Annotated in this window: 17 protein-coding genes, 1 tRNA gene and 2 pseudogenes; 15 read left to right on the plus strand and 5 right to left on the minus strand. The window is 73.9% G+C overall.

What is annotated here, in order from left to right:
• Positions 1-159 precede the first annotated feature (159 nt).
• The 6 genes from LO772_RS22605 (at position 160) to LO772_RS22630 (ending at position 9,735) form a co-directional block, all read left to right on the plus strand.
• A complete protein-coding gene (locus tag LO772_RS22605) occupies positions 160-933 on the plus strand; it encodes a TetR/AcrR family transcriptional regulator (protein WP_231773856.1) in 774 nt (257 codons plus the stop codon).
• On the plus strand, positions 930-1,319 hold the full coding sequence (locus LO772_RS22610; protein ID WP_231773857.1) for a plasmid mobilization protein: 390 nt from the start codon (positions 930-932) through the stop codon (positions 1,317-1,319). The genes LO772_RS22605 and LO772_RS22610 overlap by 4 nt, the downstream gene beginning before the upstream one ends.
• The gene (locus LO772_RS22615; RefSeq protein WP_231773858.1) at positions 1,316-2,641 is read left to right on the plus strand and encodes a relaxase/mobilization nuclease domain-containing protein; all 1,326 of its coding nucleotides are present in this window, start codon (positions 1,316-1,318) and stop codon (positions 2,639-2,641) included. Before LO772_RS22610 ends, LO772_RS22615 begins: the two co-directional genes overlap by 4 nt.
• Complete coding sequence (mobF, locus tag LO772_RS35920; RefSeq protein WP_269453075.1) at positions 2,634-6,773, plus strand: MobF family relaxase; 4,140 nt, start codon at positions 2,634-2,636, stop codon at positions 6,771-6,773. The genes LO772_RS22615 and mobF overlap by 8 nt, the downstream gene beginning before the upstream one ends.
• Positions 6,774-7,835: 1,062 nt before the next feature.
• On the plus strand, positions 7,836-9,062 hold the full coding sequence (locus LO772_RS22625; RefSeq protein WP_231773859.1) for an amidohydrolase: 1,227 nt from the start codon (positions 7,836-7,838) through the stop codon (positions 9,060-9,062).
• 148 nt (positions 9,063-9,210) lie between these two features.
• On the plus strand, positions 9,211-9,735 hold the full coding sequence (locus tag LO772_RS22630) for a hypothetical protein (protein WP_231779836.1): 525 nt from the start codon (positions 9,211-9,213) through the stop codon (positions 9,733-9,735).
• 485 nt (positions 9,736-10,220) lie between these two features.
• On the opposite strand, the gene LO772_RS22635 is transcribed toward LO772_RS22630, so the two are convergent.
• Positions 10,221-12,692: a helicase-associated domain-containing protein gene (locus tag LO772_RS22635; protein ID WP_231773860.1), complete on the minus strand. Its 2,472-nt coding sequence runs from the start codon at positions 12,690-12,692 to the stop codon at positions 10,221-10,223.
• Between the two features lie 254 nt (positions 12,693-12,946).
• Here LO772_RS22635 and LO772_RS22640 point away from each other — a divergent pair, with 254 nt between their 5' ends.
• Positions 12,947-13,219 (plus strand): winged helix-turn-helix domain-containing protein, encoded by a 273-nt coding sequence (locus LO772_RS22640; protein ID WP_231773861.1) that lies wholly within the window; start codon positions 12,947-12,949, stop codon positions 13,217-13,219.
• Positions 13,216-13,440, plus strand: a complete 225-nt coding sequence (locus tag LO772_RS22645; RefSeq protein WP_231773862.1) for a hypothetical protein — start codon at positions 13,216-13,218, stop codon at positions 13,438-13,440. The genes LO772_RS22640 and LO772_RS22645 overlap by 4 nt, the downstream gene beginning before the upstream one ends.
• Before the next feature lie 84 nt (positions 13,441-13,524).
• On the opposite strand, the pseudogene LO772_RS22650 reads toward LO772_RS22645, so the two are convergent.
• Positions 13,525-14,028: pseudogene (locus LO772_RS22650) on the minus strand (S1 RNA-binding domain-containing protein); the annotation flags it as partial.
• Between the two features lie 58 nt (positions 14,029-14,086).
• On the opposite strand from LO772_RS22650, the pseudogene LO772_RS36385 reads away from it, so the two are divergent.
• From LO772_RS36385 to LO772_RS22660, 3 genes and pseudogenes are all read left to right on the plus strand, one after another.
• Positions 14,087-14,359: pseudogene (locus LO772_RS36385) on the plus strand (replication-relaxation family protein); the annotation flags it as partial.
• Positions 14,360-14,385: 26 nt separating this feature from the next.
• Positions 14,386-14,784, plus strand: a complete 399-nt coding sequence (locus LO772_RS22655; protein ID WP_231773863.1) for a hypothetical protein — start codon at positions 14,386-14,388, stop codon at positions 14,782-14,784.
• A 299-nt stretch (positions 14,785-15,083) separates the two neighbouring features.
• Complete coding sequence (locus LO772_RS22660) at positions 15,084-15,617, plus strand: hypothetical protein (RefSeq protein WP_231773864.1); 534 nt, start codon at positions 15,084-15,086, stop codon at positions 15,615-15,617.
• 262 nt (positions 15,618-15,879) lie between these two features.
• Here the strand turns inward: LO772_RS22660 and LO772_RS22665 are convergent.
• Positions 15,880-15,956 (minus strand) — tRNA-Lys (locus LO772_RS22665).
• Between the two features lie 430 nt (positions 15,957-16,386).
• Between LO772_RS22665 and LO772_RS22670 the strand changes: the two genes are divergently transcribed.
• The 4 genes from LO772_RS22670 to LO772_RS22685 all read left to right on the plus strand — a co-directional run bounded on the left by LO772_RS22670 (position 16,387) and on the right by LO772_RS22685 (position 22,542).
• Positions 16,387-18,111, plus strand: coding sequence for a helix-turn-helix domain-containing protein (locus LO772_RS22670; RefSeq protein ID WP_231773865.1), 1,725 nt, complete (start codon positions 16,387-16,389; stop codon positions 18,109-18,111).
• A 150-nt stretch (positions 18,112-18,261) separates the two neighbouring features.
• The gene (locus tag LO772_RS22675; protein WP_231773866.1) at positions 18,262-19,554 is read left to right on the plus strand and encodes a hypothetical protein; all 1,293 of its coding nucleotides are present in this window, start codon (positions 18,262-18,264) and stop codon (positions 19,552-19,554) included.
• Entirely contained in the window at positions 19,551-21,107 is a 1,557-nt protein-coding gene (locus tag LO772_RS22680) for a hypothetical protein (RefSeq protein ID WP_231773867.1), read from the plus strand. Before LO772_RS22675 ends, LO772_RS22680 begins: the two co-directional genes overlap by 4 nt.
• A 46-nt stretch (positions 21,108-21,153) precedes the next feature.
• Complete coding sequence (locus LO772_RS22685; protein ID WP_443089300.1) at positions 21,154-22,542, plus strand: AAA family ATPase; 1,389 nt, start codon at positions 21,154-21,156, stop codon at positions 22,540-22,542.
• A gap of 55 nt (positions 22,543-22,597) precedes the next feature.
• Here LO772_RS22685 and LO772_RS22690 read toward each other — a convergent pair whose 3' ends face one another.
• Positions 22,598-22,933 carry a hypothetical protein gene (locus tag LO772_RS22690; protein WP_231773868.1) on the minus strand — a complete coding sequence of 112 codons (336 nt, stop codon included), beginning with the start codon at positions 22,931-22,933 and terminating at the stop codon, positions 22,598-22,600.
• Positions 22,934-23,634: 701 nt separating this feature from the next.
• Positions 23,635-24,072, minus strand: a complete 438-nt coding sequence (locus LO772_RS22695; RefSeq protein ID WP_231773869.1) for a hypothetical protein — start codon at positions 24,070-24,072, stop codon at positions 23,635-23,637.
• Between the last annotated feature and the right edge of the window lie 15 nt (positions 24,073-24,087).

Genomic DNA, 24,087 nt, shown 5'->3' on the forward strand with positions numbered 1-24,087 from the left:
CGCGTTCCCCGGCACCGCCGCACACCGGCGAACGCGGCCCGACCCCGGCCCGGAGCCCCGCGAACGGGCGGGCGGCCACCGGCGCGAGGCCGTGATCCCGTGGCCGCGCCACCGTGCGAAAATGGCCGCGACTCCCACGCCCGCACCGAAGGGGACGCCGTGCCGACTGCTTCGTCGCCCTTGGGCCGACCGGTCGGTGCGAAGGGGGAGGAGACCCGCGAGCGCATCATCGCGGCGACCATGCGGTGCGTGGCCGAGGTCGGCTACTCGCGGGCGACGATCCGGGAGATCGCGCGCGGCGCGCGCATGACCAGCGGCAGCCTCTACCACTACTTCCCGAACAAGGCCGAGCTGGTCAAGGCGACGTTCCTGGAGATCGCCGAGCTGGCGCTGCCCCGGCTGGCCGCCGCGGCGGACCGGACGGACGACGTCCTCGACACGTTCATGGCCGTCCTGGACGAGGGCGACCGGCTGATGCGCGACTACCCGCACGCGGTCGCCTTCGACCGGGCGCTCCGCGTCGAGAGCCCGGAACACCTCCACCTCGCGGAGGACAGCGACACCATCTTCAACGCCCTGCGCGCGGTGATCACCGGCATCGTCGACCAGGCCCGCCGCGAGGGCGTCCTCACCGCGGGAACGGACGTCGACAGCGCCGCGAACGCCATCTACGCCGTCATGTACGGCCTGTACGAACACGCCGCCACGGCACCGCCGGACGACTACCACGCCACCGTCGGCGCCCTCAAAAAGCTCATCCGCGGCACCTTGTTCACCCCCCGCGAACCCATCCGCCCCCCCCGCCCCGAACTGACCCGACACCGCGGCCGGACCCCGTTCTCCCCACCCCGGCCCGGACCGCGAACGCGCCACGGGGCCCGCGTCCTGCGGATAGTCGCCCCACCCGGCCCGCGCCTAGTCTCTGCGGGATGACACGCGAGGCATCCGCGACCGGCGGGACCGGGAGGCTGCGCCGCCACACGGGTGGCCGCCGCCATGTGGCGAAGGTCAAGATGAACGACGCCGAGCACGACCTGGTCCGCGAGCGTGCCGCGAGCCTGGGAGTGAGTGTGCCGCGGCTCCTGGTCGAGGCGGGGTCCGCCGCCGATGTCGTGACCGCCACCGAACGGCACGCCCTGTACGCCGAGTTGCTGGCGCTGCGGCGACTCCTCGCCGAACTCGCCCGGACACCGCGCTCCGCCGCGCCGACACCGGGCGGCGACGAGGACCGCGCGATCGCCGACGCGTGCCGACGCGTCGAGGAGGTGCTCGCGGGGCTGGCCTCCCCCCTCGGACTCACCGCGCCAGACGTCCCGTGATCGCACGGGTCAGCCCGCGCAGCCGACGCCACGACGACATGGGCCAGCTCGTCGCCTACCTGTTCGGACCCGGCCGGGCGAACGAGCACACGGACCCGCGGGTGGTGGCCTGCTCCGAAGCCGTCGAGCCCGACCTCCCGCCCCCCGCGCTGGCCGCCCGACTGGAAGCCCCCGCGAAGCTGTTCGACACCCGGGTGAGCGGCGGGTCGGTCTGGCACACCGCGTTGTCGAACGCCCCCGGCGACCGCGTGCTCGCGGACGCCGAATGGGGGTTCGCGGCCCGGCGGCTCGTCGACAGCCTCGGATTCGGCGGCGCCGACGGCACCGCGCCGTGCCGCTGGGCGGCCGTCCGCCACGGCGTGTCGGCGCGCGGCAACGACCACATCCACGTCGTGGTGAGCCTGGTCCGCGAGGACGGCACGGTCGCGAGCGTCTGGCAGGACCGCGTCGCCGCGGCACGCGTGTGCGCCGCCTTGGAGGACCGGTTCGGGCTCGCCCGGGTCGAGGGCCGCAGGCACGGCGGCGGCATGCCCGGGTACACCCGCGCCGAAGCGGAGCAAGCGGCCCGCCGGGGCCGCACCGAACCGGAACGTCCCGCCCTCGCCCGCCGCGTGCGGGCCGCCGCGGTCGCGGGCGCCGACGAGGCCGACTTCGTCCACCGGCTGCGCGCCTCCGGCGTCCTCGTCCGGGCCCGGCGCCCGGACCCCGGCGCCGCCGCCGAGGGCTACGCGGTCGCCCTGCCGTCCCCCGACGGCACCGACCCCGTGTGGTTCGGCGGCGGACGGCTCGCCGCCGACCTCACGCTGCCGCGGCTGCGCCGCCACTGGCCGGACGCCGACCACCACGCCGCGGCGCACGCCTGGGACGAACCCGCGCCGCACGCCGCCCTACCCGCCCCGCCGGACGCCTGGACGACCGCCGCCCGCACGGCCGCCGCCGCGGTCGCACGCCTGGCCGCCGACCCCGCGCTGTGGCCCGAGACGGCCCGCCAACTCGCGGGCACACTCGCCGTGTTGGCCGCCGGCGAGCACCAGGCCGCCGCCTTCGCCCGCGCCGCGGACCGCGCCGCCCGATCGGCGCCGATGGCGTTACCGGTAACGGCGCCCGCCGGGCCCGACCCGATCGGGCTTGCGGCCGTCGCCCGCGCCGTGGCCGAAACGCCCGCCACGGCGGCCGACCGGGCCGCCCGCGCCGCGCTGGTGGAGCACCTCGCCGGTCTCCTCGGGGCCGGCGCCGCCGCGGAACGCCGCGCGGGCAAGCCGCGACAGGCACGCGCGTTGACGCAGGCCGCGGCTGACCTGCGTGCAGCCCGCGGTGCTTAGCATCACCCCGGGCAGCGATCACACATACCTGGTCAACCAGGTCGGCCGCGGCGCCGAGCACTACCTGATGCGGACCGTCGGCATGGTCGGGGAGCCCCCCGGCGTCTGGTGGGGCGCGGGAGCCCGGGCACTCGGGCTCACCGGCGAGGTCGACGCCCGCGTCATGGCCAAGCCGTACGGCGACATGGTGCATCCGGCGACCGGCTTGCCGATGGGCAGCCGCCCCGCCGTCTCCCGCCCGCTCGGCGAACGGCTGGCCCGGGCCCTGGACGAACTGCCGCCCGACGCCACGCCCGAGGAGCGCCGCGCCACCGAGCAACGCGTCCGCTCGACGCAGCGCCGCAACGTCAAATACTTCGACCTGACGTTCTCCGCGCCCAAGAGCTGGTCGGTCCTGCACGCCGGATTCCAGGCCCGGGCCCTGCGCGCCGCCGAAGACGGCGACGACGTCTGGGCGCGGCGCTGGGAGGAGGCCGCCGACCAAGTGTGGGCGGCACAAATGGAGGGCGTGCGCGCGGCACTGGCGTTCCTCCAGGACGAAGCGGGCTACAGCCGCGCCGGCCGCAACGGGGTCCGCCGGGTCACCGCCCGCGAGTGGACCGTGGCGATGTTCCGCCAGCACACGTCGCGCAGCGAGGAACCGCAGATGCACGTCCACTGCGCGGTGCTCAACCGGGTGTGGACCACCGAACGCGACCCCGCCACCGGCCAAGTCGCCGGGAAATGGCGCACCCTCGACGGCAAGGCGCTCTTCGCGCTGCGCCGCGAGGCCGGAGTCGTCTACGAGCGCGTCGCGGGGGAGGCGCTGTACCGCGACATCGGCGCCCGGTCGGCCCTGCGCCCGGACGGCAAGGCGCGCGAGATCCTCGGGATCAGCAGGCTGCTGTGCGACATGTTCTCCGGCCGCCGCAAGGCCATCGTGGCCGACGTCGCGTCCCGGATCGCCGCCTATGAACGCCTGTACGGGCAGCCGCCGTCCGCGTACCGCAAGGTGTGCATGGCCCGGGACGCGAGCCTGCGCACCCGCACGCCCAAGAAGCGGGCCGGCACGGCCCGCGCCGACCTGGTCGACCGCTGGCACGAGGCCACCGCGAAGCTCCGCGACACCCTGGTGGCGCAACCCGACGGCGTGTTCCGGGCGGCTGCCGCGGCCGGGGCGGAACCCGAGCCGTACGACCGCATGGAGGTCGTCGCGGAGGCGCTGCGCCGCGCCCAGGCCGAGAAAGCCGTCTTCACCCGCGCCGACGTCATGGTGCACATCGACCGGCTGCTGCCCGACTGCCTCGGCGGCCTCGACGCGGACGGCGTGCGGACGCTCCTCGGCGGACTCACCGACGAGGCGATGACCCAGTGGCAGCGGGAAGCGCACCCGGAACGCCCCGACGTCGTCCTGCTCGCCAAACCGGAACTCGTCCCGGTGCCGGCGGAACTCACCGTCGACGACGGCCTGTCCGCGTATTCGCGCACCTACCGGGCCCCGTACACCACCGACGGCCACCTGGCCGCGGAAACCGACGTCATGGAAGCCGCGCGGGGCCCGGCGGACGCGCCGACCGTGCCCGACGACATCGTCGACGGCATCATCGCCGCGTCCCGCCTCGCGGCCACGCAGGCCGCCGCGGTCCGCGACATCGCCACCTCCGGCCGCCGCGTCGACGTCCTGGTCGGCCCCGCGGGCACCGGGAAAAGCCACACCGTGGCCCGGATATCGCGGGCGTGGCAGGCGGCCGGAGGCGCGGTCCTCGGCCTCGCGGTCGGCCAGCGCCAGGCCAACGTGCTGGCCGAGGAAGGCGTCCCGACCACCGACAACATCCGCATGTTCCGCACCGCCAACGCGCGGATCGCCGCGGGCGGACAGGTCCCCGACGCGGACCGCTACGTGCTGCGCCCCGGCCAGCTGGTGATCGTCGACGAGGCGGCCACCTGCGCCACCGACGACCTCGTGGAAATCCTCCGGCTCGCCCGGGCCGCCGGGGCGAAGGTCCTGCTCACCGGCGACTTCGCGCAGACCACCGCGATCGGCGCCGGCGGCATGTTCGGACACCTGGCCGCGACGTTCCCGCACACCCACACACTCGCGGAGGTCCACCGCTTCCACGCGGCCTGGGAACGCGTCGCCGGCCTGCGCCTGCGCCTGGGCGACGCCGCCGTGCTCGACGACTACGACACCCGCAACCGCCTGCACGGCGGCACCGGCGAGGCCATGAAGCAGGCCGCGTGCCGGGCCTGGCTCACCGACGACCACGCGGGACGCAGCAGCGCCCTGATCGCCACCACGAACCGCGAGGCGTCGGAGCTGTCCGGGCGGGTGCGCGCGGAGCTGGTGCGGCGCGGCCGGGTGGAGGCCCAAGGGGTGGCACTGCGCGACGGCAACCTCGCGGGCATCGGCGACCGGGTCCAACTCCGGGCCGGGGACCGCGGCCTGACCACCGCCGACAAGAGGCACTGGGCCGCCAACCGCGACATCGTCACCGTGCGCCGCCGCGGTCCCGACGGGTCCCTGGAGGTCGCGTACCCCGACGGGGCGACGATGACCCTGCCGCGCGAATACGTCGCCGGGCACGTCGAACTCGCGTACGCCGGAACGATCCACGCCATCCAGGCCGCCACGGTGGACACCGCCCACGCCCTCGTGGACCCGCGGATGAGCCGCGAACAGCTGTACGTCGCGCTCAGCCGCGGGCGCCACGCCAACCACGCGTACGTCGCCACCGACGAACCCGGCGTGCCCGCCGCCGAACGACGCGATCACTGGGCCGTCCTCACCGCGGTGCTGCGCCGCAGCGAAGAGGAGGCCACCGCGCTGCGGGTCATGCGGGACGAAATGGACCGCGCCGATTCCCTCGCCGAACTCGGCCCGATATGGACCGACTTGGTGGAGTCCCACTACGCCGCACGGCACGGCCGCGCACTCACCGACGCGCTGGGCGATGCGACGTGGCGGGAGATGGCCGCCGAGGACGCGTACGGCGCCCTGCTGTGCCTGGCCCGACAAGGCGAGGAACGCGGCCACGACGTCGCGGCCTTGCTCCGGACCGCGGTCGCCTCGGGACCGCTCGACGACGCGCGCAGCCTCTCCGCCGTCCTGCACTGGCGACTCACCGGACTCATGGACCGCGCCGAAACATGGCGCGCCGCGGGCGAGGAAGCGGCCGTCGCCGCCGAACACGCCGCCGGGCTCGGCACGGAACCCGAACTGCGCGCCCGGCGTGCCGCGGCCCGCCGCGCCGACGATCGGCGCCGCGCCGGGTATTGCGCGCGTACCCCGCACATCGACGGCCCGGTCGGCGAATACGCCCGGCAGATCGCGGCGTTCATGGACGCTCGGGTGACCGCCCTCGGCCTGCGCGCGGCGGCCGATCCGCCCGAGTGGCTGGTGACCGCCCTCGGGCCCGTCCCCGACGACCCGGTCGCCCGGGCGGCGTGGGGCGACGCGGCCGGCGCGGCTGCCGCCTACCGCGAACGCGCCGGCTACGAGCACCCGTCCGACGCGATCGGACCGCGGCCGTCGCCCGGCGCGGTCGACAAACGCGCGGCCTGGGTGCGGGCGGCCGACGCGCTCGGCATCGACGACCCGGGCCGCGCCCTGGAGGGCGCGTCCGACACCCGACTCCGCGAGTACCGCGACCGGTGGGCTCGGGAACTCACGTGGGCCCCGCCCTTCGTGGCCGACCGGCTGCGCCGGGCCCACGCCGAGAACGAGGGGCTGCGCGACGACGGAGTCGAACTGTCGCTCAGGCTCACCCGGACGAAGGACCGCGCGCGACGCGCCGTCCTCCGCGACCGACTCGCCGAATCCGAGCGCCGCCGTCACGAGCTGGAACGCCGCCTGCGACACCTGGAGCAGGTCCACGCGGCCCGCGGCCGGTGGGCCGCCGCGACATCCGAGGCACGCGACCGGGCCCGCGCCGCGGACGAGATCCTGGCCCACCGGCACCCGGACACCGAGGCCCGCGAGGCCGCTCCCGCGAGCCCCGACCCCGGCACCCCCGCGAACCTGCGCCAGGCACGCCGCGCCGCGGCCCGCGCCGTCCGGGTCATCGACACCGGCACCTCCCCCCTCACCCCCACCGCGACCCCTGCCCCCGCGCAAGGCCTCCGCCTGACCAAGCAACTCCGCATGAGCCCCTGACCGCGACGCCGGCGGTCCGCACCCCTCCGCTACCCGCGGGTCCCCGCGCGCGGCGAGGCAACTCGGCGCGCGCCCGGCCGTGACGACGACCGCCGCCGCCTACGCGTCCTCGCCGCCGCCCCCTTCGCCCGCGGGCCCGCACCGCCCCGGCCGCGGCGCGCTTGCCCCCGGCGCGCCAGCTCCGCTCGCGCTCCTCACCGCGTCGTACGGTCGCGAAGAGCCCGTCAGACGCATGGACTTGGCCCACCCCGATGCGTTCGACGCGGCAAGCCGCCACCACGGAGGACGCGGATCGGCGGTCACCGTCCCCCGATCCGAGTCCGGCTGGTCTTCGACGCCACGTCGGCGGGCGCGCACCGCCGCCACGACGCCGTGCTGCGCGCCCTGGGCCGCACCGTGGTCGATCTGCCCCACCGCGCTCGGCCTCTACGGATCGGGGCCACCATCCCCGACCCGACTGCGACCTGACCCCACCGCGCTCGGCCCCAGTCGGATTGGGGCCACCGTCCCCGATCCGACTGAATCCGACGTACCCGCCCCGACGTCCGACCCCACCGAACAGCCCTTCCACCTCAGGGGATTGGAAGCGAAGCAAGATAGTGGTTCAGGTCCCCTGATCGGGGCGGCCGGCCGCGGGCGCGGGCCGCTCACGGCACCCGCGGCGCGGTGAGCCGCTGCGCGGCTCAGGGGTGGGGGGCGGTCGGGGCCGGGGGCGGCGCGCGGTCGCGCGCATCGGACGCGCAGTGCTGCCGTGCCGCTGCGCGGCACCCGCGGGGGTTGCCGCGGGCGTCTTTAGCCACCTCCCCGCGGCGGGTCCCTCGCCGTATGCCTCCAGGGGGCCAGACCGGGCTTTATCGGGCAGCCCAGGTGCTGCCCGGTCTTCGCTGACGAGCGTACGGCCCCCTGGAGGCACACGGCCCCGCCACGGGCAGGCCACCGGCCAAACACGCCGGTCCGCCCGTCGGAAGGATCTTGGAATTCTTCCAACCATCTGGTTTGGGGCTTGGCCCGGGTGGGCAAACTTATCTATGTAAGCCCGAAAACCCGGAAGGGAGAACGCAAGTGTCAGACGACACGCACAACCTCTACGAGGCCATCACGCGCCAGGCCACCGCCTTACAGCCCTGGCTGTGGGACATCCGCAACACCCTCCACCGTCGGCCCGAGCTGGCGTGGGAGGAGTTCGCCACGACCGAACTCATCTGCGCTTCCCTGCGGAGCCTGGGGCTGGAGCCCCGCGTCATCCGCGACGGAGTGGGCGTGGTCGCGGACATCATTCCCGAGGGGATGACCGGAGTCCCGCCCATCGCGCTGCGCGCCGACATCGACGGGTTGCCCATGAACGACCTGTCGCCGAAGGCGAATCGGTCACGGGTCCGGGGCAAGGCACACGCGTGCGGGCACGACGTGCACACCACGTCGTTGATCGGCGCGGCGCGCGTGCTGGTGGAGCTGATGAAGGCCGGACTTCTCCGGCGCCCCGTACGGCTGCTGTTCCAGCCGTCCGAGGAGCGGCAGCAGCCGAGCGGCGCGTCCGTGGTCGTGGACCTCGGGTTCCTGGACGACGTCACGGACGTCTACGCGCTGCACTGCACCGCGCACCTGCCCATCGGTCGGTTCGGCGTCCGCGAGGGCGGTGTCACGTCCGCGTGCGGAATGCTCGAACTCACGGCGAACGGGCCGGGCGGTCACACCGCGCGCCCCTTCCAGACCGCCAATCTCGGACGCGAGGTCGCGCGGGTGCTGTTCCAGCTCCCGGATGATCTCCTGCGGAGCTACGACCCCCGGGCGACCCTGTCCCTGGAGTTCGGCACGGCGACGTTCGGGAACGGCGCGGCGAACGTCATCCCCTCGGAGGCGATCATGCGCGGCACCGTCCGTACCCCCGAGGTGGAGCGGTGGCGCAACGCCGAGGCCGACATCAGGACCGCACTCGACCGCATCACGCGTGGGCGCGGGGTGGAGTGGGAGATCAACTACACGCCCGGAGTGCCGCCCACGTTCAACACGAAGACCGGTCACAGCGCGTCCGTGATCGAGCGACTGTGGGACGCGGACGCGGTGCGGCCCACGGAACAGTCTCTCGGCGGTGAGGACTTCGGCAACATGCTGGAGGCCGTCCGCAAGAACGGCGGCGGGGGCAACCTCGTGCGGATGGGCGTCCGCCCGCTGAACGTTCCGGCCGAGGAGGCGGCGGACATCCACCAGTCGAGGTTCGACCCCGACCCCGGGTCCGTGGCCTACGGCGCCGCCTACCTGGCCGGTGTCGCGGCGATACCGACCACCTGACGGACGGTGGCGGGGGGCACCGCCCCCCGCCACCCCCCCGTGGGCGGGCCCCTGCACCCGCCCACGGGGGCCGATCTCCGCTGTCAACCAACCGTCAAAGCCCAGTACACCTATGCATCATCATCGCCCGAGCGAAGGATCCGGTCCCGTGACCGCCGAAGACACCGACGAGTTCGACCGCCGCTGGGCGGCTGCCCCGCCGCGGCTCACCCGCCGCGACATCGCCCGGCTGGCCGACCGCAGTCTCGCCGCGGTCCGCAAGTGGGTCGTGGAGGAGGGGTTCCCCGCGGCCCTCCCGGAGCGCGGCCCCCAGGGCACGACGTACTACCCCAGGGACGCCGTCGCGGCGTGGGTGCGCACGGTCGCCACAAGCCCGCACCGGCGCGGCGACCGCCTGGCGCTGCCGGCCGCCGCGGGACGTTCCGAGAACGCCGCGGACACCGGCGAAAACGCGCTGACCGCGGCGGAGTTGGCCGCCCGGTACGGCATCACGCGACGCGCACTGAACTACTACGCCCGCCGCTACGCGTCCGCGCCCGACCCCTTCCCACCCGCTGACCCCACCGGCCGCCGCCCCTCAACCGCCGTAGACGCCTGGCTCCACCGCCACCACAGCCACCCCCCACCCCGAGGCAACCCCCCGAAAGCCCGCAAATCAACCCCCACTACATAACCGCGCCCCCGCCCCCGGAGCGTGCGATGCCCCCACAACACGCGACGAAGTCGCGCGGAAAATGACAAAGGCGACCAAGTCTACGCTTTCTGCAGACATGGGTCGCCCGAGCTTTTGGTGCGCCGCCAGGGACTCGACCCCCGGACCCGCTGATGAAGAGTCGGCTCCATGCGCTCAGTTGGCATCAAGTTCGGGCCATCGGACGCGTCTTGTTCCGAAATGGGTGGCAAATGGCCTGGCGGTGCGGCGTACTTACGCGTGGCGCTCCCGAACGGCGGCTCCCACCATGCTCCCACCACCGCCGTGCACCGGGTTCCGTCGGTGAGAGCCGTCCCGTCCCGGGATCCGGTCGGCATCGTCGCGTGGTGTTCGAGTTCTGGGACGGAGATCGTGGGCGTGCGTTGCGCGCGGCATGCTGGTCCGGCGGCTGCGGCGCTCGGGTGACGGTTCCGGAATCCGAATGAACCCGGTGCCTCGGCTCCCCCTCAGCGTTCTCCGGCCAGTTGCTCGGCGAGTTCGCGTGCGCTGGAAGGTACGCCGCGGGTGGTCATGCCGTACTGCGGGTGTGCCTGGTCCATGGTGGGGAGGCGGTTCGGGGCGCGTTGCGCGGGTGCGCGTTCCAAGACGGTGGTGCCGGTCTCCGCTTCCAGAGTCGGCGCGTATCCGGCGCCGCGCAGTGCGGCCAGCGTGTCTTCCGGTGGCGCGGTGGAGATCAGCACCGTCGGGGCGATGCGCCGCAGGCCCAGTTTCGTCAGTGCCCGTGTTCCCGCGACTTCGGTGATGAGTGCGGGGTCGTCGCAGCGGAGGCAGCAGGCCGAGCGGACGACCTTCAGTTTTCCGTGGGTTCGGGCGGTGTCCTTGATGGTGTACGCCAGCGGCTGCGGCAGCGGGAGTCCGTTCGTGGACGCGGCGGCGAGGCGTTCGGCGACGTCGTCCGCGCTGTGGCCCGCGTCGTACGCGCGGCGCAGTGAGGCCGGGCTGATGCGCCAGACCACCGCGTGCCCCTCGGACTCGATGTCGCCGACGGCGGACAGCAGTTCGGCCAGCTCGGGAGCGGGCGCGCCGGTCACGGTGGCGGTCAGGTCGGACTGGAACCGGGCCGTGGTGCTGGGCGCGGGCAGCGTCGCGCGCAGTGCGTCGCGCAACCCCGCGACGGCGTCCGCCAGCGCGGGCCGCCGCATCAGGTCGGCACCGAACCCGTCCAGTCCGGATGCCCCCGGATCGGCGTCGGCGCCCGGGACGGCGGGGAAGTGGTCGGCGGCGCCAGCCTCCAGCAGCGCGCTGACCGCGTGCCCGATCGCGGTCAGCGCGCCGCACGACACGAGCCCCAACAGCTCCGCCTCCGCGAGCGTCGCGGCGAGTCGATCGCCGAACTCCGACTCACCCGCAGATGCTTCGCCTGCCCCACCCAGGAGCGACGAACCCAGGAGCGGCTGGAACCACGCGGCGCGCTCCAGCAGTTCGGTCCGCGCCTCGGGTCCCGGCGCGAGACCTCGGCCCTCAGGCAGGCCCGCGAGCGCGCGCAGAACACCACGCCGCAGCGGCACCGCGGAGCCATCCTGGGGGCTGATCAGCGCGACAGGCGTCTCGCCCGAGTCGTCCGGCCAGCACGTGAACACCTCAGGGACCACCGCCCAGGCCGCGACCAGCGGAAGCAGCTTGCCCGCGGGCGAAGCGGTCGCCCAGGCGTCGAAGCGTTCGGTGGGCAGCAGCCGCACCGCCGATGACCGCGCGGCAGTTCGCCCGCCGCGGCGCTTGCCCCGTGCAGGCTCCGCGGCGTCGGCATGCGGCGCGGCCAGCCCGGCGTTCACCGCCAAGTCCAGCCACAACCGGGTGTGTTCCTCGCTCGCCCCGGCGGCCTTGGCCAGCCGCCGCGTGTCGCGCACCGCGATACCGCCGGCCTTGCGGACCGCGACCGGACGCGCGGCCAGCTCCCGCAGGACCAGCTCCGCGCGCCACGCGGCGGCACCCGCCGCCCCGGCGCCACGCGCGTCCACGTCGCGCGGAACCACCGCCGTACGCGTCAACGGCTCAGGATCCAGCGACACCGGCACCGGTCGCTCGTCGTGACGCAGAGCCCGCGCCACCTCGTACGGCAGCTCGACCAGGTCATGGTCGACGGGCACGACCATGCCCCGCGCGCCCAGCCAATCGGTACCCGCGTCCCCGGAACCGCCCTCGCGGAACGTGTACTTCGCACCAGGGCCGTAGTACCGGCCGCCGATCGCCACGAAACAGTGCGTACGCAACAACGGCGGCCCCGGCACCAAGCGCTCCAACAACTCCAAAGCGTCCCGAGGCGCGTCGGCCACCATGTCGCGTACCCGCCGCGCATCGGCGAGTACGGCCACGATCCCGCGTTGAGCCTCGGCGCGGGTCCGCACGTCTCCCAACCCGAGCCCGGCGGCGACGCGTTTGACCTCCGGCGCGTTGAACGCGGAGGTCAACAGCTCATCCACGGGAGCGCCGTAGCCCGCCAGCTCCGCCGCGTTGGTGTGCAGCAGCGCCGGCACCGCCAGCCGGCCGTCCGGCGACGGCAGGACAAGCGCCCGATCGCGCAACCTCTCCAGAGCCTCCGCCGCGCGCTCACGGGACACCCCGCCGGCCGCCAGCGAGTCCAGCAACTCCCGCTCGGACACCATGCGTTCCCACGGCTCCACCGAGGGAGGCGACGCCGTCGACCACGCAGGCACAGGCTGACGCGCGCCGGTCACCGGACCGTGCTCCTCCAACGCCCGCACCGCCACCGCCGCCAGCAGCCCGACCTCACCGGCCGTCACCCGCGACATCCCCAGCAGCACGGACTGATCCGTCATCAGCAACGCCGCCAACTCGGCAAACGTCGTCACCCGCGCATACCCGGCAGCCTCCGGCAGCGCCCGCTCCTCCAACAGAGCCGTCAACCGGTCGGCCGACAACCGCGTCAGCCAGCGTTTCAGCGAGGTACGGGAATCCACAACACGAGCGTAGGCCACCCGACAACGCGGCCGGCCCGAGCGGTCACCGGGCCCGCAGCCGGCCGACGACCTGCCGCGGAATGCGAGACCCAGCCCTGACCAGCGCGGACACCCAACTCGGCCAATGCTCTGATCCGGAAACTCGAACCTGCTGAGAACGAGTCGGCGCCAGACGTCCACCGGCCGTCGGTTCGGCGCCGCCGGACGCCTCTTGTCCCGATTTGGGCATCAACGTGCGTGGCGGAGCCCCGGACGTGCGCGTACCGTTCCCGAACGGCCGCTCTCACCACGGGGATCGGCGGTCGCAAGTCCGTGGTGAAGCCGAGGGGTACGACCCGGCGCGTGAGGCGGTGCTCCACGGCGACGGTCCGCAGACCGAGATCCAGTACCGGTTGGCCTGGGCGCGCACCCATCTCAAGGGCATGGGCCTGTTGGCCAACAGTCGGCGCGCCGTGTGGTCGCTGACGGGTGCCGCGAACGAGCTCCTGCGCGAGGCGTCAACCTGGGACGACGCGCACAAGGGATGACATATCGCCGCATTTCACGGCACATTCGAGGCGCAACGCCGGGCGCGGCGGAAAGAGAAGCCGCCCAGGCCGAGTCGACCCGCGACGGGGCACCGCCCATCGAGCGGATCGACGGGGAGCGCCTGTGCGAACTCCTCAAGCAGGACGACCTGGGCGTCCGCACCGTTGTACGCCAGGTCGAGGACGTCACCGTCGACCACACGTACTTCGAGAACCGGTGATCCTCGCCGCATCGGCGCGCTCTCTAGGAGATAGCCGTGCGCCGTGTCCGCTCCGCGTGGTCAGCCTGGATCGTGGGCCCGAGCACTCGTCTGCCGGAGGGACAAGCGGATGCGTCGGCGCTCAAGGTCAATATCGATGATCTTGACGGTGGCCCGGTCGCCGACTCGGACGGCTTGCTCGGGAGTCTCGACCTGCGGCCAGGCCAGTTCCGAGATGTGGACCAGGCCTTCGATGCCGTCGGCGATGCGGACGAACGCGCCGAACGGAACGAGTTTGGTGACGATGCCGGGCAGCGTGTGCCCTGTCTGGTGGGTTTGGGCGAAGCGTCGCCACGGGTCTTCCTGCGTCGCCTTGAGCGACAGAGCGACGCGCTCGCGGTCCATATCGATATCGAGGACCTCGACGTTGATCCGCTCGCCGACCTCGACGACTTCGCCGGGATGGTTGATGTGCGTCCAGGACAACTCGGCGCAGTTCACCATGCCGTCGACCCCGCCGATGTCGACGAACACGCCGAAGTTGTGGATTGCGGTGACGACTCCGGGCCGAACTTCGCCGCGCCGCAGAGAGAGGAGGAACGCCTCTCGGGTTTCGTGTCGTTCTTCTGGTGTCGGCTCCGTCATCTACCGAACTCGCATGGATGTCATGGCCGCACCGTACATCGGTGACCGGCATTCGCGCACCAGCCAAGGACCAAGCGAGCTGCTTCTGACGGTGCGTCGTGCCCGGCGCGACCGCACGTTGGGCGTGGCGTCCACGTCGCGGTTGCGGCGTCTGCTCGGGGTCAACGGCTTTCACACCGCGCTGGTCGCTGAGGCCCGCGCATCGCGAGGTGGGGCCGAGGTCGTGCGGTGGTTGACCGAGCGCGGGCTGCGGCCTGACGGCGATCGGCACACGGCCGTTCGGCCTGACGCCGTCGGAACCTGGCGCGAGGACGACCGCGAGTGCGCTTTCGCGCTGGAGTACGACACGGCAGCGAGCGGCTGGCCCGCCTCGCCGAAAAGATCGATGGCTACGCGGGCCTGTTCAACCAGACGAGTGACGATGCATGGCTGTTTCCCGAGTGGTTCGGCGAGCGACCGGCCCTGGTGCTCTTCTGCTTCACCCGCCTGGCCCGGGAGCAGAACGCGAGGGCCGTGTCCCGCCGCACGAGCGGCGACGTTCCGCTCGCGACGGGCACGTGGGACGGCGACGGTTCGGCGGCCGGGGCGTTGTGGCTGCCGGTGGCGGGCGATGCACCGTACCGGTTGCGGCTGGCCGGGCTCGGCGCGCACGGCCGTCGACAGGCCGCGTGGCAGCCGAGGCCGACGTGGGGCGGCCAGTGGCATCGCGGGGGAGAGTGATGCCCGGCAACCCGACGACGCCGTTGCGGACCCGGCGGGCTGGGGGACAGGGCGCGGTCGGGCTGGCCGACCCCGTGTCTTGGCGCCGGTGGGTTCCGCGCCCAGCCCGGCTGTGTGGGGCAGGATCCGCGTCGGCCAGCGAACTGACCTCGCGTCCAAGCGAATTCGCGGACATCGCGCAATGGTCGCGGTCGGTCGGGTGAACGTGGCCAAGCTCGCCTCGGGGTCGAAGCCACGGCCGTTGGTCTGGACGCGGGAAGGGAGGCGGCCTGGCGGAAGAGGGTGAGGCGCCGTCGGCGGTGATGGTGTGGACGGCCGAGCAGACCATGCGGTTCCTCGCTCGCGCAGCGAAAGCCAAGGATCTGTTCGCGCAGTTCCACCTGGTCACGGTCACGGTCACGGTCACGGGCCTGCGGCGCGGCGAGGTGGCCGGGCTGCGCTGGGCGGACGTGGATCCCGGGGATCAGGTTGCGGGGCGTACCGGGGTGGGGGCGCTGTACGGGGCGAATGAGGACTCGACGTACACGCGGCGGATCAACCTCGACCCGCGCGTCGAACCGAACGCCGGGACCGGGTGGGAACTCGCCGCCGAACGCGACCACGTCGGCGCCTGGCACGTCCTCCACGACGGCGACGTTGTCGGCGTAATCGAACGGCGTTCCACGATCACCGGCGCGAATACGTGCGGCTGGGAGGCCGCGCGGGGCGGCATGCGCGTCGCGCTCGGTGCCGACAGCGTGGGGCTGTGCCGGTCCCGCGACCTCGCCGCCGCAGCAATCATCCACGTGGAGCACACGACCCCGGACAACGTCCGCGCGCGGCGTCCGGCATGACAGCCCCGTACCGCCGTAGGCCCGGTCATCCCGACCGGGCCTACGGCGTCGTACCCACGTATTCGGGCGGCGGACCGGGAGCCCCGGGGCATCAACCGACCACGGGCACGAACCATCGCCCCGGCGTGCGCGACGCGGGGCATTCGATCATGTGGAATGACGGTGATCGGACGCCGGGTCCCACCACGCTCCCACCACAAGATCAAAATGACGAAGGCGCTCTCGATAGAACCGAGAACGCCCAGGTCAAGGGGTGTTTCTGTGGTGCGCCGCCAGGGACTCGAACCCCGGACCCGCTGATTAAGAGTCAGCTGCTCTAACCAACTGAGCTAGCGGCGCGCGTTGCGATGCGTAGAGGTTAGCAGGGGGAGGGGCGATCAAGAAATTGGCGGAAGGGGTGGGGGCGCGTAGGGGGCGTGGGGTGGGGCGCGCGCCGGGGTGAAGTGGGGGTGAGGGGTGAACGGCGGTTTCGCGGGCGGATTTCTTTTCGGGGACGCTCGCGGGGTCCGGGGAAAACGGGTGGGGTTGGCGATGGGGGGCGGCTGGGTACGTATCCCCTGGTTGGGGCCATGTCGGCGGGTGTGTGGTAGCGCCGGGAGGCCGGTTTCGGGGGCGCGAAGGGCCGGGCGCAGGTTTCCGGACATGTGCAAAGTGGTCCCCGCAGTCAGCTCACGACGGGTACCGTCAGGATCACGGCCCGCCATGTTCGCGGCTGCGTGTCGCGTGGCGGACCGATCCCGTGGGCCGTGCATCTTTGGGGAGGACGCCGATGGCCATACGGCAGGGTGGCGGCTCCTCTGCGTCCGGCAACGTTCGCCTCAAGGCGCTGCGGCATGCCATGGGCTGGGTCTCCCAGCAGCAACTGGCCGACGCGTTCGAGAAGAAGGCCCTCGAATGCGGGCTCCGGCTGGCCGTCAGCGTGCGCCAGGTGCGGCGCTGGGAGAGCGCGGATCCGCCGTGGCCGACACCTGATTATCAGAAGGTCTTGCAGGAGCTGTTCGGCCGCCCCCTCGGCGAGCTGGGGTTCACCCCGCCCTGGCAGGCCGACCTCGACGCCGCGCCCCCGCCCTCGGTGCCGCCTCAGCAGCAGCGCGGGTACGGCGGCGCCGCGAGCAACGGCGTGGCCGGCAACGGTGCGGTGAACGGCGCCGTGGAGGTGCCGCGTCCGCCCGCGTCCCCGCGCGCGGGGCGCTACCGCGTCACGCCGCCTCCCGGAGGCGTGGCCGCCGGGAACGGACGAGAGCAGCCGCCGCAGAACGGCGTGTTGCGCCGTGCCGCGCCGCCGCCGGGGTCCGCGCTCGCGCCCGGGCTGATGCCCGAGCCCGCCCACCACGTCGAGCCCCGCGCGGACGTCATGGGCCCGCCGTCGGCGCACCGCCCGTCCGCGTTGATTCTTCCCGGGCAGTCGGGAGCGGCGGGGCCGCGTCCGTCGGGTGACCGCCCGCGTGCGTCGGCGCCGCCGCTTTTGCGCGCCATCGACCGCGAGGAACGCGTCGGCGGGTTGCCCGACATCACCGCGCTGGTCCCGGAGCCGGGGCGCACGGGCCGGCTCGTGTCGCCGGTCGCGGACCAGTACGCGCGGCTCACCGCGTCGTACCGCCAGATGTACTGGGTCGCGCCCGCGCTGATGACGTACGACCCCGTCGTCAGCCACGTGCTGCTCGGCGACAAGCTGCTGAAGTCACCCGGCCCCACGCGTCCGCGCCGCGTGCTGGCCGCTTCGGTGTCGGAGACGGCGATGCTCGCGGGGCGCATCGCGTTCTTCGACCTGGGCAACGAGCTGTACGCGCGGCGCTTCTACCAGCTGGCCGAGCAGGCGGCCTACGAGGCGCAGGAACCCCTGTTGCGGCAGGCGGTGTTCGCCCACCAGGCGTTCATGCCCGCGTTCAACGGGCGCAAGGCCGAGGCCCGCGCGCTGATCGCCCGGGCGAACCACGCGGGCACCCTCGCGGACGCGGGCGCCCCGGCGCTGATGCGGTCGTGGCTGTGCGCGGTCAACGCCGAGATCGAGTCGCTGATCGGGGACAAAGACATCGCGTTGCGGCTGATGGACCGTGCCGAGGACCTGCTCTGCCACCCGGACGAGAACGAAATCCCGGCCTGGCTCGACTTCTTCGACTCGGCCCGGCTGTGGGGGTTCCGCGGCGGCGCCGAGCTGGCGGCGAAACGGTACGACGCGGCGCGCGAGGCGCTGACCGACGCGCTGGGCGACCTCCCGGCCAGCGCGGCGAAGCAACAGGCGGTGACCTGCGCGGACTTGGCGCGCGTGGCGGCGGCCAGCGGCGATGTCGACGAGGCGAGCGGCATGCTGTCGCGGGCGCTCGACGCGTTGACGAAGCAGTGGTATTCGACGGCGATGGACCGGGTGTGGGAAGTACGCGAGAGCCTCGAGCCGTTCAAGAACGCGCATTGCGTCAGACGTCTCGACGAGGAACTGGCCGCGTGGGAGCAAATCGAAGCCGACAAGCGCGAGGAACCGCCGACGCTGGCGTAGCCGGGCGGTTCGGTCGGGTGTCCCGCCGCGTGTCCCGGGGCCGCCGAGGGGCCGTGCGGGAACCGGTCCGATACGCGTTGTCACTCGGATGAGCCACACTGTGGCGGGACCGCATCAGCCCGACGACGGTACGGAGCCGCACACCACGCCATGGGCACCACCGACTCACGACTCGACCAGCTGCGGGGGTCGTTGCCGACGCGCAACCACAATGCGCGTACGGTGGCCGCGCTCGCCGCGAATCCCGGATGTGCGCGACGCGGCGTGATGGATGCCGCCGGGATCGACAAGACCGCACTCGCCCTCCGCCTCGGCTTCCCGATGGCCTACGGGCAGTCCCCCTTCGCGATCGTGCGCGGGCACGCGTTCGAGGCGCAGGTCAAGGAGCAGAACGGCGCCGGCCTGCGCGCGCTCCTGCACGGCGTCCTCGGTGTCCCCGCCGACGACGTGGCCGAGGGCGAGTACGCCGAACTCGGCGGGGATGTGCCCGACGACGCGCCGCCGGACGACCGGCGCCCGGGGCGTGAGGAGCGCGTGGCCGGGACACGGCTCGCGCTCCGGCGCACGCTGGAGTCCGCCCGCCCCGGGGTGTGCGCGATCCTCGACCACCCGCTGCTGCCCCTCGACGTCGCGGGCAGCCGGGCGTATTTGGAGCCCGACGCGATGGCCTGCCTGGTGGCGGGGCGCCTGCACGTCGTCGAGATCAAGTCGTTCTCGGTGATCGACGGCGGCGCCGACCCCGGCAAGCTGGCGTCGGCGGCCCGCCAGGCGGCGGTGTACGTGCTGGCACTCCGGCAGATGGTGGCCGTGCTCGGCTACGACGCCGATGTCGTCTCGACCGATGTGGTGCTGGTCTGCCCGAAGGACTTCTCCAACCAGCCCACCGCGGCGATCCTGGACATCCGCAAGGAGCTGGCCGTCACGCGCCGCCGGATCGCGCGCCTGGCGCGTGTGGACGATCTTCTCGCGCCGCTGCCCGCCGGCCTCACCTTCGACGTTCCCGAGGACGCCGGGCGCGAGGCGGCCGTCGACGCCGTCGGCATGGTCCCCGCGGCGTACCTGCCCGGGTGCCTGTCGACGTGCGAACTCGCGTATTTCTGCCGGGAGGAGGCCCGCGCCTGCCACAGCGGGCACGGCGAGGGCGGCCTGGTCGGCGCGCTCGGCACCGCCATCCGAGGCGAGCTGGGCGGGATCGAGGACGTCGGGCGCGCGCTCGACATCGCGGACGGGAAGTGCGCTCCGGCGCGCGGCGAAGAGGAGATCGCCCGCGTGCTCCGGCGCGCGGAGGCGCTGCGCCGCGAAGTGCTGGGCGAGACGCCCCCCGAGACGCCCCCCGAGACGCCCCCCGAGACGCCCCCCGGGGCGCGCCACGAGCCGGGACGCGGGCCGAAGGCGCGCGCGGAAGCCGCGCCGGAGCCGATCGCGTCGGTGAGCGCCCGGTGAGCGCGGTCCGTGCCCTCGGCCGGCTGCGTGCCGCCACGACCGGGTACGCGCAGCCGGCGGCGACCGTCCGGCACCGGCATCTGTCCGACCGCCCCGTGGTCTTCGTGCCGTACGGCATGTCCGGCGAGGCGTTCGCGCCCCTCGCGGCGATGGTCGGGGACGACCCCGCCGCGCCGCACCTGCTCGTGGTGCCGCAGCCGCGCGACCGCGGCCGGCGGTTCGGCCACGTCGCGGAACTCGCCGCGGTGCTGCTGCCGTACCTCACCGAATACCTCGGCACGACGGAGACGGTCGAGCGCCGCAACGAGGACGCGTACGAACGCGCGGTCGACGCGCCGCAGGTCATCGTCCCGTCCGGCGGCGGCGTCGAGTACATGCGCCTGCTGGGGCGTTCCACGCGGTTCCGGCGCACCGACGGCGAGTACGCTGTGCCCCCGGACGTCCCCCTCCTCGGCCGCTGGACGACCTGGCTCGCCGAGCGCGCGCGCACCCCGGGCTCGAGTGTGCTGCTCGCCATGACCGACCTGCTCACCCAGACGTGGGCCACCGGCCAGAGCAACCTCGAAGACCGCGAACTGGCCTCGCTGATGGGCTGGATCGACCCCGCCCCCGGCTGCACCGGCGCCGAGACCGCACGCGAGGCGGAGGGCGCCGCGCCCGCGGGCCCCGCGTCCGCGCCCGCGTTCGACGAGAAGCTGGCCCCGCTCATCGCCGCGTTCGACAACGCCACGCGCGCGGAGCACGCGCACAGCATCGCCCGCGCCGAGGAGCGGATCCGGGACGCCGTCGGCGCCGAACTCGCGCCCACGTGGCAGCGCATGTGGCGCGGTATCGAGCTGCTGCGCGCGCTGCCCGCCGGCGCGTCGGTCGCGGGGCGCTGGGACACCGACCGCATGGCGTACAGCCTGTTCGCCGCGGATCTGGAGAGCCCCGATTCGCGCCCCCAGCCGCGCGTGCCCGGAGCGGTCGCGGCGGCCCGGCAGCTGGTGCGGCGCGAGCAGGCCCAGGCCCGGCTGGAGAGCGAACAACTGCGCGACGACCCGCTGTTGATGGCCGAGGCCCGGTTGGTGGGCCAGGCCTTCCGCGGGCACGTCACCACCGTCGACGCCGACCGCAAGGTCGTCGAGCCGGGCCGCAAGCAGGCCCGCCCCCGGCCGCTGGTGGTGGTGCGCACGACCGACGAGCCGCTGCTGCCGCTGGAGACCGAACTCGAGTGCGTGGAACGGCCCAAGGCCAAGGCGCGGCTGCTCGGCGTCGCCGAGGGGCCCGACGGCACCCACGACGTGTGTCTCGAACTGACCGGCGGCATGGGCCGGGGCAAGACCCCCGACGAGGGGAGCGTGCCCGAGCCGGGGGAGGCGTTGTGCTGGACCCTGGTCGCGCCCGGGTTCCGCGGCGGCCCGAAGTGGCCCGCGCCCGAGGAGACTCCGTGGACGCACGGCGGTCCGCCGGAGCCGCCCGCCGAGCGCGACGAGGACGGCGAGGAGGCCGCCGCGGGGCCGCGCGAACCGGACGCGGACGAACTCGCCGCGGCCGAGGAGCCGTGGTCGTGACCCGCGCACGCCGGACCACCCGGCCACCGCACCCGGGAGAGCAGACGTGACCGCACCCGCCGACGGCGTCGTCCCGGTCCCGGCACACGGCGGCCCCCGCGACGCCGGCGACGCCGCCCGGCCCGCGCGCGCCGCCGCCCTCGTCACCGACGCCGTGCTCGCCGACCTCGCGTCCGGCCGCCACCGCGGCGTGGTGGTCGACTCGCCGCCCGGTGCCGGCAAGTCGACGCTCGTGGTCAAGGCCGCCGCGGAGATCGCCGGCCGCGGCGACCACCTCATGATCGTCGCGCAGACGAACAACCAGGTCGACGACCTGCTCCTGCGGCTCGCCGACGACTCCCCGCACCTGGCGCTCGGCCGCCTGTCCGCCGCCGACTACCGGCCGACCGACGAACTCGCCGAGCTGCCCGTGCAGATCGCGGGCAAGGCCGCGGATCTCGACGGGTGCGACATCGTGGTCGCCACGGCCGCGAAGTGGGCGCTGGTGGACGACCGGCGCTGGGCCTGGGCGATCGTCGACGAGGCGTACCAAATGCGGTCCGACGCCCTGCTGTTGGTGGCCCGGCTGTTCGACCGCGCGTTGTTCGTGGGCGATCCGGGGCAGCTCGACCCGTTCGCGACGGTCGACGCCGGCCAGTGGCACGGTCTGACGTACGATCCGTCGCAGAGCGCCGTGGCCGTGCTGCGTCGCCACAATCCGGACCTGCCGGTGCACCGGCTGCCGGTCTCGTGGCGGCTCCCGGCCACCGCCGCGCCGCTGGTCTCGGAGGCGTTCTACCCGTTCACGCCGTTCCGCTCGGGAACCGAACGCGGCGAACGCGCCCTGGCGTTCGAGGACGCGCGCCGCGGCGACGCGTTCGACCGGGTGGTCGACGTGGCCGCGGGCTCGGGGTGGGGGCTGCTGGAGCTGCCCTCCGCGTTCACGCTCCCCTCGGACGAGGAAACGGTGCGTACGGTCGCCGAGTTGGCCGCGCGCGTGCTGGCCCGCCGCGGGACGGCGGTCTCCGAGCGGGGCGAAAGCCGTCTGGACGCCGGTCGCATCGCCGTCGGCGTCAGCCACCGCGAACAGCGGTCGCGCGTCGAGGCGGCGCTGATCCGGCTCAACGCGGAGGTGCCGGGCGCCCGGGACATCGTCGTCGACACCGCGAACCGGTTGCAGGGGCGCGAGTTCGACGTCACCGTGTTCCTGCACCCGCTGTCGGGGCGGCGCGACGCGACGGCGTTCCATCTGGAGACCGGACGCCTGTGCGTGCTGGCCTCGCGGCACCGGCACGCGTGCCTGGTCGTGGCGCGGGCCGGTATTCCCGAACTCCTGGACGCCCACCCGTCCGCGGAGCCGGTGCACCTCGGACTCCCGGTGTCCTTCCCGGACGGCTGGGAGGCCAACCAGGCGGTACTGGGGACGCTCGCGGAGAACCGCGTCCCGCTGCGGTGACATGCCGCGCGGCGCGGGGATCGGGGCGCGGTCCCGGCGGCGGACGCCGCGCGGGTCAGTCGCCGCGCTTGGCGATCAACCGGTCGCCGTACTCGATCATCTTGACGGTGTACGCCTCGCTCCAGCCCGCCAACTCGGCGATCTGCGCGGGCTCCAGACGGTCGAACCGCCTGCGGTCGGCGAGCCGGGCGACGGCTATCGCCTGGTAGTCGACCGCTTTGTCCGCCGCGGCGCGGAACGCCTCCGCGAGCTGCGTCGACCGTTCGAGCATCACCATCGGGTCGGTGAGGTCGTCGAGGTCGAAGAACCGCTCCTCTTCGCGTTCGAACACCGGCGGCTCGAACAGCAGCCGGGCGGGCCGGACGCGCGGTTTGGACGGCTCTGACGGCATGACGTGCTCCTCCTGGTGTGGTCGCGGACCCCCGTGACGACGATGAGGGCATGCCCAATGTCGGTGCCGCTACGCACGTGACCGGCGAGTAACCGCGATCATGCCGCCAAGATCCGGGCTTTGCGGGCAAACCCCGGCATACACAACGAAGTTCGCGGATGATACGCGGCTTCGGCGGGCGCCGCGATCGAGACGCCGCGATCGAGACGCCGCGATCGAGACGCCGGAATCGGACCGGATGCCGAACCCGAAAAGGGCGGGCCCCCGCTCGGCGCGGTACGAACGCGGAGCGGGGGCCGCCGGGCCGGGCGAACCGTCTTGCCAGGGGCGCGCGACGGGACACCACGGCGGGACACGGCCCGGCAACGGGCGTGTCCGGTGGGGAAGTTACGGTTGCCGCGGCCCGGAAGGGCCACGAACGCGCCGGTACGAGCGGGCGGGCGGCGCGGTCCGCCGGGAGCCCCGTGCCGAGCGCCGACCGAGGACGCGGTCGGACGGCACACGGCGGGCCGCCGGCGGACTCGCCCGCGGAGCGGGACGCCCGCACGGGAAGGAGCAGTACCGGCCGAGGCGAGTCGGACAAGGGGGAGCCGCTCAGTCAGGTACCCCGGCCGGTACGTCTTTTGGGGTCGGTGCCGCATCCGATCCCGGCGGCGTCGTACCAGCGCCCCCGGGCCGCGAACGGAACCGTCGTCAGGCCGTCACGAGACCCGCGATTCGGCGAGTGTGCGCGCCGCCTCCGCGATCGCCGCGCGCACGTGGTGCAGGGCCGTCAGGCGGCCCTCCGGGCTCGGCGGGACCAGCCACACGAGCGGCCCGTCCTCGCAGTCGGCCGGCGGCACGGTGATCCAGGCGCCGCGGCCGTGGTGCCGGGGCCCGACCGCGCGCTGCCGCGGGGCGGGCGCCGTCGCGGCCGGCGGCACCAGGAAGCCGATGCGGCGGTAGCGGCGGTCGGAGATGACCGGGCCCACCGCGACGCGGTGCGCGTACAGGGCGCCGAGGGCCTCGAAGCCGAGCCGGTCCTCGACCTCGATCACGTCGAACGTCTCACCGGCGGCGACCAGGCGTGGTGCGTACGGATTGCGGATCGGGTCCTGCGGCACCACGGCCGTTCTGGCGCGGTTGACGTCGGCGTTCAACGGAGGCGTCCTCTC

This window comes from Yinghuangia sp. ASG 101, from assembly GCF_021165735.1.
Classification (GTDB): Bacteria; Actinomycetota; Actinomycetes; order Streptomycetales; family Streptomycetaceae; genus Yinghuangia.

Coding starts and splice junctions, on each gene's coding strand:
- LO772_RS22610 (WP_231773857.1), top strand. CDS start 930: ATGACACGCGAGGCATCCGCGACCGGCGGGACCGGGAGGCTGCGCCGC.
- LO772_RS22690 (WP_231773868.1), bottom strand. CDS start 22,933: ATGCCGTCAGAGCCGTCCAAACCGCGCGTCCGGCCCGCCCGGCTGCTG.
- LO772_RS22645 (WP_231773862.1), top strand. CDS start 13,216: ATGACATATCGCCGCATTTCACGGCACATTCGAGGCGCAACGCCGGGC.
- LO772_RS22675 (WP_231773866.1), top strand. CDS start 18,262: ATGGGCACCACCGACTCACGACTCGACCAGCTGCGGGGGTCGTTGCCG.
- LO772_RS22670 (WP_231773865.1), top strand. CDS start 16,387: ATGGCCATACGGCAGGGTGGCGGCTCCTCTGCGTCCGGCAACGTTCGC.